The sequence below is a fragment of the Streptomyces sp. NPDC020490 genome (assembly GCF_044335305.1).
Lineage (GTDB): Bacteria > Actinomycetota > Actinomycetes > Streptomycetales > Streptomycetaceae > Streptomyces.
The window spans coordinates 82,023-99,874 of the sequence record NZ_JBIRUY010000019.1; the positions used below are offsets into that span (position 1 = coordinate 82,023).

16 protein-coding genes, 1 tRNA gene and 1 pseudogene are annotated in these 17,852 nt (G+C 72.4%); 14 read left to right on the plus strand and 4 right to left on the minus strand.

Translation table 11 applies throughout. The annotated features are described in order from the left end of the window. Positions 1 to 13 precede the first annotated feature (13 nt). The 7 genes from galU to ACH4ZX_RS20900 all read left to right on the plus strand — a co-directional run bounded on the left by galU (position 14) and on the right by ACH4ZX_RS20900 (position 5,673). The gene (gene galU / locus ACH4ZX_RS20870; protein WP_398274589.1) at positions 14 to 916 is read left to right on the plus strand and encodes a UTP--glucose-1-phosphate uridylyltransferase GalU; all 903 of its coding nucleotides are present in this window, start codon (positions 14 to 16) and stop codon (positions 914 to 916) included. Positions 917 to 920: 4 nt separating this feature from the next. Then, positions 921 to 2,243: a gephyrin-like molybdotransferase Glp gene (gene glp, locus ACH4ZX_RS20875; RefSeq protein ID WP_398274592.1), complete on the plus strand. Its 1,323-nt coding sequence runs from the start codon at positions 921 to 923 to the stop codon at positions 2,241 to 2,243. Positions 2,244 to 2,374: 131 nt separating this feature from the next. Continuing rightward, positions 2,375 to 2,854 (plus strand): cyclic pyranopterin monophosphate synthase MoaC, encoded by a 480-nt coding sequence (gene moaC / locus ACH4ZX_RS20880; RefSeq protein WP_398274595.1) that lies wholly within the window; start codon positions 2,375 to 2,377, stop codon positions 2,852 to 2,854. After that, a complete protein-coding gene (locus tag ACH4ZX_RS20885) occupies positions 2,851 to 3,393 on the plus strand; it encodes a molybdenum cofactor biosynthesis protein B (protein ID WP_398274598.1) in 543 nt (180 codons plus the stop codon). The genes moaC and ACH4ZX_RS20885 overlap by 4 nt, the downstream gene beginning before the upstream one ends. Before the next feature lie 20 nt (positions 3,394 to 3,413). Next, positions 3,414 to 4,007, plus strand: a complete 594-nt coding sequence (locus ACH4ZX_RS20890) for a GNAT family N-acetyltransferase (RefSeq protein ID WP_398274601.1) — start codon at positions 3,414 to 3,416, stop codon at positions 4,005 to 4,007. A 187-nt stretch (positions 4,008 to 4,194) separates the two neighbouring features. After that, positions 4,195 to 5,487 carry a gephyrin-like molybdotransferase receptor GlpR gene (gene glpR / locus ACH4ZX_RS20895; RefSeq protein ID WP_398274604.1) on the plus strand — a complete coding sequence of 431 codons (1,293 nt, stop codon included), beginning with the start codon at positions 4,195 to 4,197 and terminating at the stop codon, positions 5,485 to 5,487. A gap of 112 nt (positions 5,488 to 5,599) precedes the next feature. Further along, positions 5,600 to 5,673 (plus strand) — tRNA-Ala (locus ACH4ZX_RS20900). A gap of 113 nt (positions 5,674 to 5,786) precedes the next feature. Here ACH4ZX_RS20900 and ACH4ZX_RS20905 read toward each other — a convergent pair. Further along, on the minus strand, positions 5,787 to 6,125 hold the full coding sequence (locus ACH4ZX_RS20905) for a hypothetical protein (protein WP_398274607.1): 339 nt from the start codon (positions 6,123 to 6,125) through the stop codon (positions 5,787 to 5,789). A 309-nt stretch (positions 6,126 to 6,434) separates the two neighbouring features. Between ACH4ZX_RS20905 and ACH4ZX_RS20910 the strand changes: the two genes are divergently transcribed. Beyond that, a complete protein-coding gene (locus tag ACH4ZX_RS20910) occupies positions 6,435 to 7,664 on the plus strand; it encodes an MFS transporter (protein ID WP_398274610.1) in 1,230 nt (409 codons plus the stop codon). Here the strand turns inward: ACH4ZX_RS20910 and ACH4ZX_RS20915 are convergent. After that, positions 7,654 to 8,136: a GNAT family N-acetyltransferase gene (locus ACH4ZX_RS20915; RefSeq protein WP_398274613.1), complete on the minus strand. Its 483-nt coding sequence runs from the start codon at positions 8,134 to 8,136 to the stop codon at positions 7,654 to 7,656. The two genes, ACH4ZX_RS20910 and ACH4ZX_RS20915, sit on opposite strands and share 11 nt — an antisense overlap. A gap of 66 nt (positions 8,137 to 8,202) precedes the next feature. On the opposite strand from ACH4ZX_RS20915, the gene xth reads away from it, so the two are divergent. After that, entirely contained in the window at positions 8,203 to 9,006 is an 804-nt protein-coding gene (xth, locus tag ACH4ZX_RS20920; RefSeq protein WP_398274616.1) for an exodeoxyribonuclease III, read from the plus strand. Between the two features lie 105 nt (positions 9,007 to 9,111). Here the strand turns inward: xth and ACH4ZX_RS20925 are convergent, their stop codons facing one another. After that, the gene (locus ACH4ZX_RS20925; RefSeq protein WP_398274619.1) at positions 9,112 to 9,762 is read right to left on the minus strand and encodes a MerR family transcriptional regulator; all 651 of its coding nucleotides are present in this window, start codon (positions 9,760 to 9,762) and stop codon (positions 9,112 to 9,114) included. Between the two features lie 134 nt (positions 9,763 to 9,896). Between ACH4ZX_RS20925 and ACH4ZX_RS20930 the strand changes: the two genes are divergently transcribed. The 4 genes from ACH4ZX_RS20930 (at position 9,897) to ACH4ZX_RS20945 (ending at position 13,551) form a co-directional block, all read left to right on the plus strand. Beyond that, on the plus strand, positions 9,897 to 11,459 hold the full coding sequence (locus tag ACH4ZX_RS20930; protein ID WP_398274622.1) for a flavin-containing monooxygenase: 1,563 nt from the start codon (positions 9,897 to 9,899) through the stop codon (positions 11,457 to 11,459). Further along, a complete protein-coding gene (locus ACH4ZX_RS20935) occupies positions 11,456 to 12,373 on the plus strand; it encodes an alpha/beta fold hydrolase (RefSeq protein ID WP_398274626.1) in 918 nt (305 codons plus the stop codon). Before ACH4ZX_RS20930 ends, ACH4ZX_RS20935 begins: the two co-directional genes overlap by 4 nt. Further along, complete coding sequence (locus ACH4ZX_RS20940) at positions 12,370 to 13,254, plus strand: SDR family oxidoreductase (protein WP_398274629.1); 885 nt, start codon at positions 12,370 to 12,372, stop codon at positions 13,252 to 13,254. Before ACH4ZX_RS20935 ends, ACH4ZX_RS20940 begins: the two co-directional genes overlap by 4 nt. A gap of 87 nt (positions 13,255 to 13,341) precedes the next feature. Further along, the gene (locus ACH4ZX_RS20945; RefSeq protein WP_398274632.1) at positions 13,342 to 13,551 is read left to right on the plus strand and encodes a hypothetical protein; all 210 of its coding nucleotides are present in this window, start codon (positions 13,342 to 13,344) and stop codon (positions 13,549 to 13,551) included. A gap of 135 nt (positions 13,552 to 13,686) precedes the next feature. On the opposite strand, the pseudogene ACH4ZX_RS20950 reads toward ACH4ZX_RS20945, so the two are convergent. After that, positions 13,687 to 17,020: pseudogene (locus ACH4ZX_RS20950) on the minus strand (S41 family peptidase). Positions 17,021 to 17,197: 177 nt separating this feature from the next. Here ACH4ZX_RS20950 and ACH4ZX_RS20955 point away from each other — a divergent pair. Further along, the gene (locus tag ACH4ZX_RS20955) at positions 17,198 to 17,800 is read left to right on the plus strand and encodes a TetR/AcrR family transcriptional regulator (protein WP_398274635.1); all 603 of its coding nucleotides are present in this window, start codon (positions 17,198 to 17,200) and stop codon (positions 17,798 to 17,800) included. Positions 17,801 to 17,852: the final 52 nt, after the last annotated feature.

Here is a 17,852-nt window from a genome sequence, read left to right on the forward strand (position 1 = left end):
TAAGGTTGCGGGCATGACCCAGTCGCACCTCAGGATCAGCAAGGCTGTCATTCCCGCAGCAGGCCTCGGCACCCGGTTCCTGCCGGCCACCAAAGCCACTCCCAAGGAGATGCTGCCGGTCGTCGACAAGCCGGCGATCCAGTATGTGGTCGAGGAGGCCGTGTCCGCGGGCCTCGACGACGTCCTCATGATCACGGGCCGCAACAAGCGCCCCCTGGAGGACCACTTCGACCGCAACTACGAGCTCGAGTCGGCTCTCCAGAAGAAGGGCGACGCCGGCCGGCTCGCCAAGGTCCAGGAGTCGAGCGACCTGGCGACCATGCACTATGTGCGACAGGGCGACCCCAAGGGCCTCGGTCACGCCGTCCTGTGCGCGGCCCCGCACGTCGGCCAGGAGCCCTTCGCCGTCCTGCTCGGTGACGACCTGATCGACCCGCGCGACCCGCTCCTCGCGCGCATGGTCGAGGTGCAGGAGCAGCGCGGCGGCAGCGTCATCGCACTGATGGAGGTCGCGCCGGAGCAGATCCACCTCTACGGGTGCGCGGCCGTCGAGCCCACCGAGGACAGCGACGTCGTCAGGGTGACCGGCATGGTCGAGAAGCCCGACACGGCCGACGCGCCGTCCAACTACGCGGTCATCGGACGATATGTGCTGGACCCGCACATCTTCGACATACTGCGCAAGACCGAGCCGGGCCGTGGCGGCGAGATCCAGCTCACCGACGCCCTTCAGCAGCTCGCGGAGGGCGACAAGGCCGGCGGCCCGGTGCACGGCGTCGTCTTCAAGGGCCGCCGCTATGACACTGGTGACCGTGGCGACTACTTGCGTGCCATTGTCAGACTCGCGTGCGAACGTGAAGACCTGGGCCCGGACTTCCGGGCCTGGCTTCGCAGTTACGTAGCCGAGGAGATGTAGCGATTTGAACAGCGCCGCGCCCCGCACCGCCGGCCAGGACCACCTGTGGTCGGTGGACGAGCACCTGGAGGACATCCTCGCGACCGTCCGTCCTCTCGAACCCATCGAGCTGAACCTGCTGGACGCACAGGGCTGCGTCCTGGTCGAGGACGTCACGGTGCCGGTCTCGCTGCCGCCGTTCGACAACAGCTCCATGGACGGGTACGCGGTGCGGGTCGCGGATGTCGCGGGCGCGAGCGAGGAGTTCCCCGCCGTCCTGGACGTCGTCGGGGACGTCGCGGCGGGCCAGGCCGATCTGATCCACGTGGGTCCAGGCCAGGCCGCCCGCATCATGACCGGCGCCCCGCTGCCGCCCGGCGCCGAGACCGTCGTCCCCGTCGAGTGGACCGACGGGGGCCTCGGCGAGGGCCCGGTCACGGGCATGCGTGCCCGCAGCCTGGCACCCGAGGGCGCCGAGGGACAGGTGCACGTGTACCGGCCCGCGGAAGCACGCGCGCACGTGCGCGCGATGGGCAGCGACGTCAAGGCCGGCGATCGCGCGCTCGACGCCGGCACCGTCCTCGGGCCCCCGCAGATCGCTCTGCTGGCGTCCATCGGCCGGGGAACGGTACGCGTACGCCCGCGCCCGCGCGTGGTCGTCCTGTCCACCGGCAGCGAACTCGTCCAGCCCGACGAGGAACTGGGCAGCGGCCAGATCTACGACTCCAACAGCTTCGCCCTCACCGCCGCCGCCCGCGACGCCGGCGCCATCGCCTACCGGGTGGGCGCCGTCGTCGACGACGCCGAGATCCTGCGCTCCACCATCGAGGACCAGCTCGTCCGCGCCGACCTGATGGTCACCACGGGCGGCGTCAGCGTCGGGGCGTACGACGTCGTCAAGGAGGCGCTGTCGCACGTCGGCGACGAGGACGAGGCCGGCAGCGGCGTCGAGTTCCGCAAGCTCGCCATGCAGCCCGGCAAGCCCCAGGGCTTCGGCTCCGTCGGCCCCGACCACATCCCGCTGCTCGCCCTGCCGGGCAACCCCGTCTCGTCGTACGTCTCCTTCGAACTCTTCGTCCGTCCCGCGATCCGCACTCTCATGGGACTCGACGACGTCCACCGGCCGAGGACCCGCGCCACCCTGACCACCGGCAAGGCGCTGACCTCGCCGAAGGGGCGCAGGCAGTTCCTGCGGGGCGAGTACGCCGATGGTTCCGTGACCCCGGTCGGCGGGGCCGGCTCGCACCTGGTCGCCGCCCTCGCGCGCGCGAACGCGCTGATCGTCGTTCCGGAGGACGTGGAGTCCGTCGAACCCGGCGCCGAGGTCGAGGTCGTCCTGCTCAGCTGAGCGCACACGCTCGTGGCGGTCCGCGGGACGGGTCCTGGTCCGCTGTCCGCGCCGTCTTGGCGGTACCGTGTCGCGCACAGCAGGCCTGCGCGCGGTACCGCGGCGGGCCCGGACCGGGAGTGCCACACAGCATGAGTACGCAGGACCGCCTGACGCACATCGACGACGCCGGCGCCGCCCGCATGGTCGACGTCTCGGACAAGGACGTCACCGCGCGCACCGCCCGCGCCAGCGGACGCGTCCTCGTCTCACCGAACGTGGTCGAGTTGCTGCGCGGCGAGGGAGTCCCCAAGGGCGACGCGCTGGCAACGGCGCGGATCGCGGGCATCATGGGCGCCAAGCGCACACCGGACCTCATCCCGCTGTGTCACCCCTTGTCGCTGTCCGGTGTGAAGCTGGATCTGTCGGTCGCGGACGACGCCGTGGAGATCCGCGCCACGGTGAAGACGACGGACCGCACGGGCGTCGAGATGGAGGCCCTCACCGCGGTCTCCGTCGCCGCGCTCACCGTGATCGACATGGTCAAGGCCGTCGACAAGGGCGCGGTCATCACGGACGTACGGGTGGAGGAGAAGACGGGCGGCAAGTCGGGCCACTGGAGCCGGGCGTGAGCGCCGGGGCGCACGCCGGGAGCGGCACGCCCGCGCCGTACCGCGCGCTCGTCGTGACCGCCTCCAACCGTGCCGCTGCCGGTGTCTACGAGGACCGGGGCGGCCCGCTGATCGCCGAGGGCCTCGCGGGCTTCGGCTTCGCCGTCGAGGGGCCGCAGATCGTGCCCGACGGGGATCCCGTGGAGGCCGCGCTGCGTGCCGCGGTCGAGGCCGGGTACGACGTCGTCGTCACGACCGGCGGCACCGGCATCTCGCCGACCGACCGGACGCCCGAGGCGACGCGCAGGGTGATCGACTTCGAGGTGCCGGGCATTGCCGAGGCCATCAGGGCGTTCGGACGGGAGAAGGTGCCGACCGCCGCGCTCTCCCGGGGCCTGTCGGGAGTGGCGGGGCGGACGCTGATCGTCAATCTGCCGGGTTCGGCCGGCGGGGTGAAGGACGGGCTGGCCGTCCTCGAGCCCCTGCTGATCCACGCCGTCGACCAGGTCCGTGGCGGTGACCACCCGAGACCCGGCCCCACCCCTGGGGGTGCGAGCTGAACAGCCCATCCTGGCCCGTCGTGCTGGCGGACGGCGACGTCGTCCTCCGGCCGATAAGAATGCGCGACCAGCGGGCCTGGCGCGAGGTCAACCGGCGCAACCGGGACTGGCTGCGCCCCTGGGAGGCGACCATCCCGCCGCCCACGCCCAGCGGGCCCGTCACGCACCGGCCGACCTACCGCCAGATGGTCCGTCATCTGCGCTCGGAGGCCAACGCGCACCGGATGCTGCCCTTCGTCATCGAGTACCAGGGACGGCTGGTCGGGCAGTTGACGGTCGCCGGGATCACCTGGGGCTCGATGTGCTCGGGACACGTCGGCTACTGGGTCGACGAGGCGGTCGCCGGGCGCGGTGTGATGCCGACGGCCGTGGCGCTCGCCGTGGACCACTGTTTCCGGACCGTCGGTCTGCACCGCATCGAGGTCTGCATTCGCCCCGAGAACGGGCCCAGCCGCCGGGTCGTGGAAAAACTCGGATTCCGTGAGGAGGGCCTGCGGCCGCGTTATCTCCACATCGACGGAGCGTGGCGCGACCACCTCGTCTTCGCGCTCACCGCGGAAGAGGTCCCGGACGGACTGCTGAACCGCTGGCACCGGGCACGCAATCCCGCATAGCCCCGGGAATTGAATAAATGTTCGAATTCGGTCGTGCGTCGACCGTCTCCGGGCATTAATTCTCCGGTCGGGTGGCGGACCGCTGATCGCTTCGGTCACAAAAAAAGTTCGAAATATCAGCCGGATCGTGCGACACACCGGCTCAATTGGCGGATGGCCTCACGCAAACCCCTCTACCGTGTGAGGCGTGAGCAGCAGCGGCCTCATCTACGCAGTCATTGTCGGGGCCTGGGCCGCCTACTTGGTGCCGATGTGGCTCCGTAGGCAGGACGAGCTGAACGAGGCCCGTCCGACGGAACGCTTCAGCACAGCCATCCGGTTGCTGTCCGGACGGGCGGGGATGGAGCGCCGGTACGCCAAGGACCTGCGCGCGCGCTCCGCCGACGAGGGGGAGCCCGACGCCGACGCTCCGGACGTCGTCACCGACTCGGTGGACGTCCGGGCCTTCGCCATGCCTCCGACCCGCCCGCAGGCCCGCGCAGAGGTGCAGGCGCGGGCGGCCGGGCGTGCGCAACCGGCGCACGAACCCTCGGACGCGCCGGCGCCGGCATCCGGTTCCGCACCGGCGCGCGCTTCCGGTTCCGCGCCGGCGCCCGCACAGAATTCCGCTCCGGCGCGCAAGCGCGTTCCCGCGGCCAGGCGTACGCCCTCGGCGGAAGCGGCTGCGGCGCGCGCCCGGCGCACGAAGGTGCTCGCGCGCCGTCGGCGCACGACCGTCGTGCTGTTCCTCGCCTTCACCCTCGGCGCGATCGTCGCGGCCGTCGGCGGACTCGCTCTGCTGTGGGCACCCGGCGTGCCCGCGATACTGCTCAGCGGGTACATCGCCTATCTGCGCTCCCAGGAGCGCCGTCGCTTCGCCTTCCAGATGGACCGGCGCCGCGCCGAGGCCGCCGCGCAGCGGCTGCGGGAGCGCCAGCAGCGCCAGCCGCGTCGGCGTCCCTCAGTCGAGGCGGACGCCGACGAACCGGAGGAAGGGCCTGAGCCGGAGACCGACCCCGGTTTGTCCGCGCTGGCCGCCGACCGGCGTGCGCTCGTCGAGCAGACCGACCACGCCGAGTGGGTCGACCAGCAGCGGGAGCGGCAGCGACTGCCCGGGCACGGGGAGAGCTGGGACCCGGTGCCGGTGCCGTTGCCGACGTACGTGACCGCGCCGGTCGCTCCGCGGGCCGCCACGGACGTGGACCTCGGGGCGCCGGACACGTGGAGTTCGGCGCGGTCGAGTTCCGTCGGCCGGGAGCAGGAGGCGGCGGCCGCGCCCGGCACCGAGCGGCCCGGGGACCCCGCCGCCACGCACGCGCAGGAGCACGCGCACCCGGACGCGGACTCGCACGCGGACGCCGCCGAGGAGGACCGGGCCGACGACGACGTGCGCAGTGACGCCCGTCGGGCGGCCTCGGCCCGGCGGGCGCGGGAGCGGGGGCGTACGCCGTTGTTCGACCAGTACGAGGACGGCGAGCGGCCGCGTGCCGCCAACGAGTAGCGCGCCACCGGCCACCATGCCCACCACGCCCACCTGCGCCGCCTTCGCCGGCGGGCCCGGGAACGGATTTCCAAGCACCGCGATCGGGATGCTAGAGTTTCACTCGTTGCAAGGGCCTGTGGCGCAGTCCGGTAGCGCACCTCGTTCGCATCGAGGGGGCCAGGGGTTCAAATCCCCTCAGGTCCACGCACGCAGCTCGGAGCCCCGGTCGGTGAATACCGACCGGGGCTCCTGCACGTTGTACGGCAGTGAAGTTCGGCTGCCGCCGCAGGCGGTACCCAGCCCGCCTGCCCCTGCCCCTACCCCTGCCCCTGTCCCCGCTCCGTGCCGGTCGCCGACGGGACCGCCCGGAGTTTCGCCCCGACCTCTACCCAGGACAGGTCCGGGCCCTCGAGCTCGACGACAGCACTCCAGGCGGCCGGCAACTCGGTGAACTCCCCGTACGGCTGCCGGTGCATACGGACCACCCGGGCCGGGGAAATCACGGCTCTCGATGGGCTGTCCACCGGGAGCACCGAATCGCCGATGAGGACTCCGCGCTCCCGACTGACGCTGCGAGCGTGGCAGAGCACGCGGTGCGCCGAAGGACGCTCGTAGACGATCAACACGCGCAGCAGTCCCACCGGCTCAGTGCTCATCGTTGTGCGGACACCTCCATCCGGGGTCCCGATCGAGAACCCTGCCATCCCGGTCGTCCCTGCCATCCCGGTCGTCCCTGCTGAACGACCGGATCACGTCCGGCAGTTGGCGGGCGCCTGCCGGGTACGATGCCTGTCGTGCATCACCTCTGTGACTGACCAGCCGTCGTTCCGTGGTCCCTTGCTCAAACCACGGAGCACACGACGTCATTTCCGTCGTTCGTCCCGGCCGTCGACCGGGACGTCGCACCGCTGGAGTCACTGGTGTTCTTCGCTCGACCGCGCTCTCATGGAGGCGTTGTCGCGCTCATGCGTGACAACGCCGACTTCCGGCGCCTCTTCTGCGCTTCCGCTCTCAGCCTGACGGGTGACTGGTTCACCTTCGTCGCCCTCAGCGGCTTTGTCTACCGCCACACGGGCTCGCCCGGCTGGACGGCACTGCTGTTCGCCGTCAACTCGCTGCCCGGGGTGGTGCTGCTGCCGCTGATCGGTCCGCTCACCGACCGTTTCGACCGGCGCCGCCTGCGCATCACGTGCGACCTGGGCGCGGTCGTCCCGGTCGTCGGCTTGCTGATCGCCTTTCACACCCGGTCCGTCCCGCTGGCTCTCGGCTGTCTGGCGGGGCTCTCCCTCGCCGCCGCCGTCGCGAGCCCCATCCCTGAGGCCGCCCTGCCGAACCTCGTCACCGCGCGCGAACTCCCCCTGGCCCAGACCGTGCTCGGAAGCCTGTACTCGGCGGGCCTGCTGGTGGGAGCCGGCCTCGGAGGCGTGGTCTGTGCGGCATGGGGCGCCACGGCCACCCTCGTCATCGACGGTGTGTCCTTCGCCGTCTCCGCGCTCCTCGTCGCGAGGATCAGGCGGCCGCTGTCCGCGACGATGACGACTCGTCGGATCCGGATGCGGGCCGATACGGCCGAACTCCGGAACTTCGTCCGGGCCACCCCGGTGGTGTCCGCGTTCCTGTGGCTGACTGTAGGACTGCGCCTCTGCTACGGCATCGTGGGCCTGCTGCCGGTGTACGCCCTCGACCGCTTCCACGCCGGTGACGCCGGCGTCGGGGCGCTGTATCTCGCCCAGGGACTCGGCGCCGTGCTCGGTCCCTTCCTCGGCCGACGGCTCGTCGCCGGGTCGACGTGCCGGAGACTGCACACGGTCGGCGCCGCCCTGGCGCTCTTCGGGTTCGGCTACCTTGCCCTGGCCCAGGTCACGGCCCTGGGCCCGGCCATGGCCGCGGCACTGATCGGCCACCTCGGAGTGGGCGCGTGCGCCATCCTCGCCGTCAACGGCCTGCAACTCGCGACCCCGGACCACATCCGCGGCCGTGTCATGGTCCTCGTCTTCGGCCTGTCCTCAGCTTTCCAGGGCGTGTCGTCTCTCGCGGTGGCACCCCTGGCCGCGTCCATCGGCATGCCCGGCACCACCCGGCTGTCGGCGGGGCTCGCCGTTGTCTACGCGCTCGCGTGGGCGATCGGTGTGACGCGCGCGAACCGCTCGAAGAACAGGCAGGTCCGGGCCGTGGCCGGCCGGCTCAGGGGTTGAGCGGCTTGGCGTAGCACAGGCTCTCCGGGTGGAAGCGGTAGTAGCCGAACTTCTCGCAGGGCTCGTAGCCGGAGGACGTGTACAGGGCGACGGCCTCCGGCTGCTTCGTGCCGGTCTCCAGGACCATGCGCAGGCGGCCGGCGGCGCGCGCGTCCTCCTCCAGGGCGGCCAGGATGCGGCGGGCGAGGCCGCGGCCGCGCATGCCGTCGATCACGTACATCCGCTTCAGCTCGGCGTCCCCGTCGCGGTTGCCCTCGCCGTTGGTGTCCCGGGCGCGCCAGCCGCCGGTGGCGACGGGGCTGTCGCCGGCGTCGTAGGCGATCAGGTAGACGCCGTTCGGCGGCTCGAAGTCCTCCGGGGCCAGCTCGGTGGCGTCGCCGCCGTCGCCGTAGCGGACGTGGTACTCGGCCTGGACCTGGTCGTTGAGCTTGACGGCGTCGGGGTGGTCGAACGGGACGCGGCGAATATGCATGTCATACACCGTATGTGAATTCATGAGGGGACAGGACGCCGTCCAGTGTGCCGGTATCGTTCCGGCGTGCTCACTGTGACCTCCGCCAACGTCAATGGACTGCGCGCCGCCGCGAAGAAGGGCTTCGTGGAGTGGCTCTCCGGCACCTCCGCCGATGTGCTGTGCCTGCAGGAGGTGCGGGCCGAGCCGGAGCAGCTGCCCGAGCAGGTCCGCGCGCCCGAGGGCTGGTACACGGTGCACGCGCCCGCCGCCGCCAAGGGGCGCGCCGGCGTCTCCCTCTACGCCCGCCGTGAGCCCGACCGGGTCCGGGTCGGCTTCGGGTCGGCGGAGTTCGACGCGAGCGGGCGGTACGTCGAGGCCGACCTGCCCGGCGTCACGGTCGCCTCCCTCTACCTCCCCTCCGGCGAGGCGGGCACCGAGCGGCAGGAGGAGAAGGTCCGCTTCATGGGCGAGTTCCTCGCGTACCTGAAGGAACTGCGCGAGCGGGCCGCCGCCGACGGCCGTGAGGTGGTCGTCTGCGGCGACTGGAACATCGCCCACCAGCGCGCCGACCTGAAGAACTGGCGCGGCAACGTCAAGAACTCCGGCTTCCTGCCCGAGGAGCGGGAGTGGCTCGGACGGGTCCTCGACCCGGCGGACGGCGGCTACGTCGACGTCGTACGGGCCCTGCATCCGGACGTGGAGGGGCCGTACTCGTGGTGGTCCTACCGCGGGCGGGCCTTCGACAACGACACCGGATGGCGCATCGACTACCATGTCGCCACGCCGGGACTGGCCGGCCGGGCGGTCAAGGGGTTCGTCGAGCGCGCGGCCACGCACGCCGAGCGGTGGTCGGACCACGCTCCGGTGACGGTCGTCTACGACCTCTGAGCCTACGGCCGCTGAGCCTGCGCCTCTGTATCCGGGGCCTCTGCATCTACGTCTCTGAGCCTGCGAGCTCTGTATCTGCGGCCGCTGAGCCTGCGCGCTCTGAACTTACGGCCTCTGCGCCTGCTGCAGCCGCCGGTCCAGCGCCAGGGACAGTTCCGCCTCCACGACGCTGCGGGCCAGCGGTCGCAGCCGGGTGAGGTCGTCCCGGCCCGCGTGGCGCAGTACCAGGTCGGCGAAGAGGTCCGCCAGCGCCTCCGCGTGCTCGCGGACCCGGGCGCCCGTGGCGAGCACCTCGGCCAGCGGGATGCCCTCGCGGACCAGGGCGGAGGAGACGTCGAGCAGACGGCGGCTGATGTGGACGATCTCGTCGCCGTCGGCGCCCACGTAACCGAGTTCCATCGCCGAGGCGAGGTTCTCGGGCGTGACCTCGCCCTCGAAGCGGGCGGCGAGTTCCTCGGGGGTGAGGCGGACCGGTTCCTCCTCGGTGGGGGTGCCCAGGCCGAGGACGTCGCCGACGCCACGGCCGTGTTCGAAGGCCTCGGCCAGTTCGGCGATGCCGCTGAGCGTGTGTCCGCGTTCCAGCAGAGCGGCGATGGTGCGCAGGCGGTTGAGGTGGCTCTCGTCGTACCAGGCGATGCGGCCCTCGCGGCGCGGTGGCCCGATCAGCTTGCGCTCGCGGTAGAAGCGCAGGGTGCGCACCGTGATCCCGGCCTCCCTGGCCAGCTCCTCCATGCGGTATTCACGCTTGTCTGCCACGCCCCGACCCTATGTCGTACTCGGGGTAACTTTCCCGGCCCGGCCCCCTACCGATCGGTACGGAAGTGCCCTACAGTCCCATTGCGCCAGTGTTCACTGGCGGGATCCATCGGGCGATGCGTGGAGGCTTCGGGATGGCCGAGCACGAACACGAGCATGTGCGGGTGGCGGTGATCGGGTCCGGATTCGGCGGGCTCGGGGCCGCCGTACGGCTGCGGCGCGAAGGCGTCACCGACTTCGTGGTCCTGGAGCGGGCCGGCAGTGTCGGCGGCACCTGGCGGGACAACAGCTATCCGGGGTGCGCCTGCGACGTGCCGAGCCACCTGTACTCGTTCTCCTTCGCGCCCAACCCCGACTGGCCGCGCACCTTCTCCGGCCAGGAGCACATCCGCGCCTACCTGGAGCACGTCACGGACGTCTTCCGGCTGCGCCCGCACATCCGCTTCGACTCGGAGGTGAAGCGGATGACGTGGAACGGCGACCGGCTGTGCTGGGACCTCGAGACCACCGCCGGGAACCTGTCGGCCGACCTGGTCGTGTCCGCCACCGGGCCGCTGTCCGACCCGAAGGTCCCCGACATCCCGGGCCTGGACTCCTTCCCCGGCAAGGTCTTCCACTCCGCCCGCTGGGACCACGACTACGACCTGCGCGGCAAGCGCGTGGCGATGGTCGGCACCGGCGCCTCCGCCATCCAGATCGTGCCGAGCATCCAGCCGCAGGTCGGCAGGCTCACCCTCTTCCAGCGCACCCCGGCGTGGGTGATGCCCCGTGTGGACCGGGCCATCAGCGGCGTCGAGCGGGCGCTGCACCGGGCGCTGCCCTTCACCGCCCAGGCCCGCCGCGGACTGCTGTGGGGCATCCGGGAGCTGCAGGTGCAGGCGTTCACCAAGCACCCGAACGAGCTCGGCTTCGTGGAGCAGCTGGCCAGGCGGAACATCGCCCGCGCGATCAAGGACCCGGTCCTGCGCGCCAAGCTGACCCCCGACTACCGCATCGGCTGCAAGCGGATCCTGCTGTCCAACGCGTACTACCCGGCCCTCGCACAGCCCAACGTGGACGTCGTCGCGAGCGGACTGAGCGAGGTCCGCGGCTCGACCGTCGTCGCCGCCGACGGCACCGAGGCGGAGGTCGACGCGATCGTCTTCGGCACCGGCTTCCACGTCACGGACATGCCGATAGCCGAGCGGGTCGTCGGCGCCGACGGCAGGACGCTCGCGGAGAGCTGGAAGGACGGGATGCAGGCACTGCGGGGCGCGTCCGCGGCCGGCTTCCCCAACTGGGTGTCGATCATCGGCCCCAACACCGGCCTCGGGAACTCCTCCATGATCCTCATGATCGAGTCCCAGCTGAACTACCTGGCCGACTACGTGCGCCAGCTCGACGTCCTCGGCGGCCGGGTCGCCCTCGACGCCCGCCCGAGCGCGGTCTCCACCTGGAACCGCCGGGTGCAGGAGCGCATGAAGCGCACGGTGTGGAACACCGGCGGCTGCACCAGCTGGTACCTCGACGCGAGCGGCCGCAACACCACCGTCTGGCCGGGCACGACCTCCGAGTTCCGGCGGGCGACCCGGCGCGTGGACCTGGCGGAGTACCAGGTCCTGCGGCCGCCGGCCGCCGCAGCCGACAAGCAGGCCCAGCAGAGCGATCAGGCGCAACAGGGCGAGCAGGCCGGGCAGGCCGCGGAGGTGACCGCGTGAGCCGGCTGACCGCCGTGGCCTCCGGCCCGTACGCCCCGCCCGTCCCCACCCGGGAACTCACCGCCGTCTCCGCCGACGGCGCCCGCCTGCACGTCGAGGTGCACGGACCCGACGAGGCGCCCGCCGTGATCCTCGCCCACGGCTGGACCTGCTCCACCGCCTTCTGGGCCGCGCAGATCCGCGATCTCGCCGTCGACCACCGGGTCGTCGCCTACGACCAGCGCGGCCACGGACGCAGCCCGCACAGCGCCGCCTGCGGCACCGACGCCCTCGCCGACGATCTCGAGGCCGTGCTGAAGGCGACCCTGGCGCCCGGCGAGAAGGCCGTCGTCGCCGGTCACTCGATGGGCGGCATGACGGTGATGGCCGCCGCCGAGCGGCCCGGCTTCCGGGAGCACGCGGCCGCCGTCCTGCTGTGCAGCACCGGCTCCTCGCGGCTGGTCGCCGAGTCCACCGTCGTCCCCCTGCGGGCCGGCCGGTTGCGGACCTGGCTGACCAAGCACATCCTCGGGTCACGGGCACCGCTCGGGCCGGTCACACCGCTCGCCCGGAAGATCCTGCAGTACGGGACCATGGGCCCGGGTTCGGCGCCGCACATGGTGGAGGCGTGCGCGCGCATCGTGCACGCCTGTCCGACCAAGGTGCGGCACGCCTGGTCGCAGGTGCTGGACCTGCTCGACCTCGACCACGGCGTCCGCGAGCTGCGGGTGCCCACGGCGGTGGTCGTCGGCACCGCGGACCGTCTGACGCCGCCCGTGCACGCGGCGGCGCTGGTGGCCGCGCTGCCGAACTGCGTCGGCCTCACCGAACTGCCGGGGATCGGCCACATGACGCCCATCGAGGCACCCGAGCTGGTCACCGCCCGGATCCGGGAGCTCGTGACCACGTACGCAACGATCAAGGAGGGCGCATGAGCAGGGTCAGCCTCGACGGACAGGTCGCCGTCGTCACCGGAGCGGCGCGCGGCGTCGGGGAGCTGCTCGCACGCAAGCTGTCCGCGCGCGGCGTCAAGGTGGCGCTGGTCGGGCTGGAGCCGGACGCCCTCAAGCAGGTGTCCGAACGGCTGCACACCGACAGCGCCCACTGGTACGCCGACGTCACCGACCACGAGGCGATGGCCCGGGTGGCGCGCGAGGTCAAGGAGCGGTTCGGGAAGGTCGACATCGTGGTCGCCAACGCCGGCGTCGCGACCGGTGGGCCCCTCGTCGACTCCGACCCGGAGGCCTGGCGGCGGGTGATCGAGGTCAACCTCGTCGGGTCGGCGGTCACCGCCCGCGCCTTCCTGCCGCTGCTGATGGAGAGCCGGGGCTACCTGCTGCAGATCGCCTCCCTCGCGGCCATCACCCCCGCGCCCATGATGACCGCGTACTGCGCGTCCAAGGCCGGCGTGGAGGCGTACGCGCACAGCCTGCGCGCCGAGGTCGGCTACCGGGGCGTCCGGGTCGGGGTCGGCTACCTGTCGTGGACCGACACCGACATGGTGCGCGGGGCCGACCAGGACGACGTGCTGCGGGAGTTGCGGCAGCGGCTGCCGTGGCCGTGCAACAAGACCTATCCGCTGGGCCCCGCGGTCGACCGGATCGTGGCCGGCATCGAGCGGCGGTCGAGCCATGTGTACGGGCAGTGGTGGCTGCGCGGGATGCAGAGCGTGCGCGGCTACCTGCCGGCCCTCATCGGCACGGCCGGGCAGCGGGAGATGAAGCGGTTCGGGCCCCGGCTCGACGGGATGCGCAACGGGCTCGTCGGCGCGGGCGGGGCGGCGGACGAGGAGTCGCGCGCTACGCACGGTAGTTGATCGACATGCGCAGGGTGACGGCTCGTGTGAATCTGGTCGAGGCCCGGTAACGGGCCGCTTCCCCACCCACAACGGGAGTGAACCCACATGGGTATGAAGGACCAGTTCCAGAACAAGCCGGAGCAGCGGCAGGAGCAGACCAGGCGGAAGGCGCAGCAGGGCCGCGAGCAGGCTCAGCAGCGCGGACCGCAGTCCCAGCAGCGGGCACCGCAGGGTCAGGGCCGCGACCGCATGCGCGACGAGCCGGAGCGGATGCGCGAGGAGGAGGACCGCCTCGAGGCGGACTTCGACGCGTAGCCGCTGCGCTCGGCTTGGGCTGTGACGCGGGGCGTCCTTCCTTCGGAGGGCGCCCCGCGCTTCTGCCCGGTGCGCGGTTGCGCGCGTTCCTTTGGTGCCCCCTTCAGTGAGTTGGGCGGGGCGGGAGTTCCCCCTTCAGCGAGTTGGGCGGGGCGGGAGTCTCGGGCGGGTGCGGTCGGGGGTGTCGGAGTAGTCCGGCGGGGCCGCCGGGGGGTGGGTCTCCAGCAGGTCGAGGGCCAGGCGGACCGCGTCGTCGAGTTGGGCGTGGCGGCCCTCCGCCCAGTCGAGAGGGGTGCGCAGGACCTCCAGGTCGGGGGGCGACGCCGTGGTTCTCCACGCCCCAGCCGTAGGCGTCGAACCAGGCCGCGTTCATCGGCACCGTGATCACCGTGCCGTCCACGAGCCGGTGGCGGCCGGTCATGCCGACCACTCCGCCCCAGGTGCGCCGGCCGACCACCGGGCCCAGCTTCAGCAGTTTGAACGCGGCCGTGATCATGTCGCCGTCGGAGGAGGTCGCCTCGTCCGCCAGCGCCACGACCGGGCCCCTCGGCGCGTTCGAGGCGTACGACACCGGCTGGGCGTCGCGGGTCAGGTCCCAGCCCAGGACGGTGCGCGTCAGCTTCTCGACCACCAACTCGCTGATGTGGCCGCCCGCGTTGCCGCGCACGTCCACGATCAGGGCGGGCCTGGACATCTCCATGCGCAGGTCCCGGTTGAACTGCGCCCAGCCCGAGCCGCCCATGTCGGGGATGTGCAGGTAGCCGCACCGGCCGCTGCTCAACTCCCTTACCACGGCGCGCCGTTTGGCCACCCAGTCCTGGTAGCGCAGCGGCCGTTCGTCGATCAGCGGGACGACGGCCACCCGCCGGGGCCGTCCCGCCCCGCCCGGCGCCGGGGCGAACGTCAGCTCCACCGTCGTGCCGCCCGCGCCCGCGAGCAGCGGGTAGGGGCCGGTCGACGGGTCCACGGGGCGTCCGTCGACGTGGGTGAGCACCGCCCCCTCCCGGATGCCCGTGCCGGCCAGGGGCGAACGGGCCCTGGAGTCCGAGGAGTCGCCGGGCAGGATCCGCCGGACCGTCCATCCCTCGTCCCGGTGTGTGAAGTTGGCGCCCAGCAGCCCCTGCCGACGCTGGTAGTGGGGCGGGCCCTCGTTGCGGCGGGCCGGGGTGACGTAGGCGTGCGAGGTGCCGAGCTCGCCGAGGACCTCGCGCAGCAGGTCGGCGAAGTCGTCGGGGGAGGCGACCCGTTCGACCAGCGGCCGGTACTGCTCCAGCACCGCGTCCCAGTCGATGCCGCACATCCCCGGCTCCCAGAAGTAGGCGCGGATGAGGCGGCCGGCCTCCGCGTACGCCTGGCGCCACTCGGCGGCCGGGTCGGCCTCGTGCAGGATGCGGCGCAGGTCGATCCAGACGGTCGTGTCGCCGTTGCCGGGCTCGTCGGACGGTACGGCCCGCAGCTCGCCCTCGTCGGCCACGACCAGCCGGGTGCCGTCGCCGCTGACCGCGAACCAGTCGAGGTGGCCGACGAGTTCGGACTTCCTCGCCTTGCCGATGGTGAAGTGCTCCAGCGTCGGACGGCCGGTGGTGTCGTCGGGGTTGGCGAAGGTCTCGCCGAGCGCGCCCGATATCGGCCAGCGCAGCCAGACCAGCCCGCCGCCCGCCACCGGGCGCAGCGCCGAGTACTTGGAGGCGATGACCGGGAAGGGCGTGACCCGGCTCGCCAGTCCCTCCGCCTCCACGGTCACCGTGCCGTCGCCGCCCTCGCCGTCCGGCAGCGGGTCCAGGCCCCCCGCGGCCGGGCGGCCCTCGGGGCTGAGGGCGAAGGGGGAGGGGGTCGCCGAGGAGAGGGGGACGAGGTAGGGGCGGCAGCCGAGCGGGAAGGACAGGTCGCCGGTGTGGACGTCGTACACCGGGTCGAAGCCGCGCCCGGAGAGGAAGGCGAGGTAGCGGCCGTCCCGCGTGAAGACCGGGTTCTCGTCCTCGAAGCGGCCGTCGGTGACGTCGACGATCAGCCCGTCCTTCATCCGGGCCAGCTTGATCTGCCGCAGCGAGCGGCCGATGACCGGGTGCGACCAGGTCAGCCAGCCCCCGTCCGGGGAGAACGCCAGGTCCCGCACCGGCCCGTTGGCCGACAGGACCAGCTCCCGGACCCGGTCGGTGACCGCACCGGCCGCGTCCGCGACTCCGTCGGCCTCGTCTCCGTCCCCGCCGGCCTCCCCGGCGCCCTCGCTCGTGCCTTCCCCCGCGCTCTCGCTCGCGTCCTCGCTCACGTCGACGAGCAGCAGCCGTCCGTCGTGCGAGGCGACGGCGAGGCGTTCGCCCTGCGGGTCGGCCACCATCTCCAGGACCCGGCCGAGCCGGCCGGCCGCGAGCCTGCGCGGCTCACGGCCGCCGCCGGCGCGTGGCAGGCCGGCGATCCCGATCGCGTCCTCGCCCTCCGCGTCCGTCACGTACGCGATCCGGCCGGCCGGGCCGAGCATCTCCGGGAGCCGGACGCGGACGCCGGGCGTGTCGGTGATCGTGCGGGCCGGGCCGTCGCGGTGGGTCAGCCAGTGCAGGCTGCCACGTACGACGACGGCGCTCGCGCGGCCCGTCTCGTCCACCGACACACCGTCCACGTGCTGGGCGGCCGGCACCTCGTACGGGCGCCGGCCCGCGCGCGGACCGCTCAGCCGTACGTCCAGCCGGCGCGGGACGGAGCCCGCGGCCAGGTCGTCGACGATCCACAGGACGCCCGCGCACTGGTAGACCACCCGGACCCCGTCGCTCGCGGCGTGGCGGGCGTAGAAGTCGTCGTGGTCGGTGTGGCGGCGCAGGTCGGAGCCGTCGGGGGCGCAGGAGTAGAGGTTGCCGATGCCCTCGTGGTCGGAGAGGAAGGCGATCCGGCCGCCGACGAGCAGGGGCGAGTGGAGGTGGCCGTCCAGGCCGGCGAGCAGGCGTTCGCCGTGCAGCCAGAGGCGGCCCGTGGCGCCGCCGCGGTAGCGCTTCCAGGCCGCGGGCTCGTGCGGCGGGGTGCCGGTGAGCAGCAGTGTGCGGCGCTCCCCGGCGATCTCGCCGACCTGGATGTCGGAGACGGGTCCCCAGGGTAGCTTGCGGCCGGGGTCGCCGTCGGGGGAGACCTTGTAGGCCCAGGTGAAGTACGAGAACGGCTCGCCGTGGGAGGCGACGGCGAGGATCTGCCCCTCGGGGGTCCAGCCGCACACCCGCGTGTCCGGCGAGCCCCAGTACGTCAGCCGCCGGCCCGGCCCGCCGTCCACCGGCATGAGGTGGATCTCCGGCGTCAGGCTGCGCCAGCTCGTGTAGGCGATGTGGCGGCCGTCGGGGGAGACGCGGGGGTGGCCGGCCTTGGTGCGGTCCACGGTCAGGCGCCAGGCGCGGTCCGCGCCGTCGAGGGAGGCGAGCCACAGGTCGTCCTCGGCCACGAAGCACAACAGGTCGCCGCGCAGATGCGGCAGGCGCAGATAGCTCACTTTTTCCATGCTTTTCCCCCGAATGGGGGGCGGCAACTCATGCGTCCCTGACGGACGTGAGCCACCCCACGTACGAAACAGTTTCGTTTCGCTACTGCTCGGGGTATCTTCATGGAGTACGGGGAACAGCCGGACGACAACCGGACGGACGGAACGGAAAGCGGGAAGGTGACAGACATGACCGCGGCCACCACGGCACGTCGCAGTCGGATCACGCCCGAGCGCGCGGCCGAGCTGTACGAGGCCGTGCTCGACCTGCTCCGGGAAGTCGGCTACGACGCCCTCACCATGGACGCCGTGGCAGCCCGCACCCGGTCCAGCAAGGCGACGCTCTACCGCCAGTGGGGCGGCAAGGCCGAGCTGGTGGCCAAGGCGGTCCGGCACAGCAAGCCGGGCGGCTCCGCGGACGAGGTCGACACCGGGTCCCTCAGAGGCGACCTGCACGCGATCGTGCTGCGCTCGGACGACTGCGAGATGGAGCAGAGCTCCGCCCTGATGCGGGGTCTGGCCATGGCCGTCCACGGCAACCCCGATCTCCTCCAGGCGTTCCGGGAGCACCTGATCGAGCCGGAGATGGCGGAGTTCCGCCGGATCCTGCACCGGGCGGTGGCCCGCGGCGAGGTCCGTGCCGACAGTCCCGCGATGGACTACATCGTGCACATGATGGTCGGCGCGTTCGCCGCCCGCACGCTCATCGACGAGCAGCCTCCGACGCAGGCCTTCCTCCTGTCGTACATCGACGCCGTGGTCCTCCCCGCCCTCGGCGCGCCCACCGCCTGAACCTCCCCGCCAGGCACTGGCACCTGCGCGGTCTGGGCATCCCCGCCGGGCA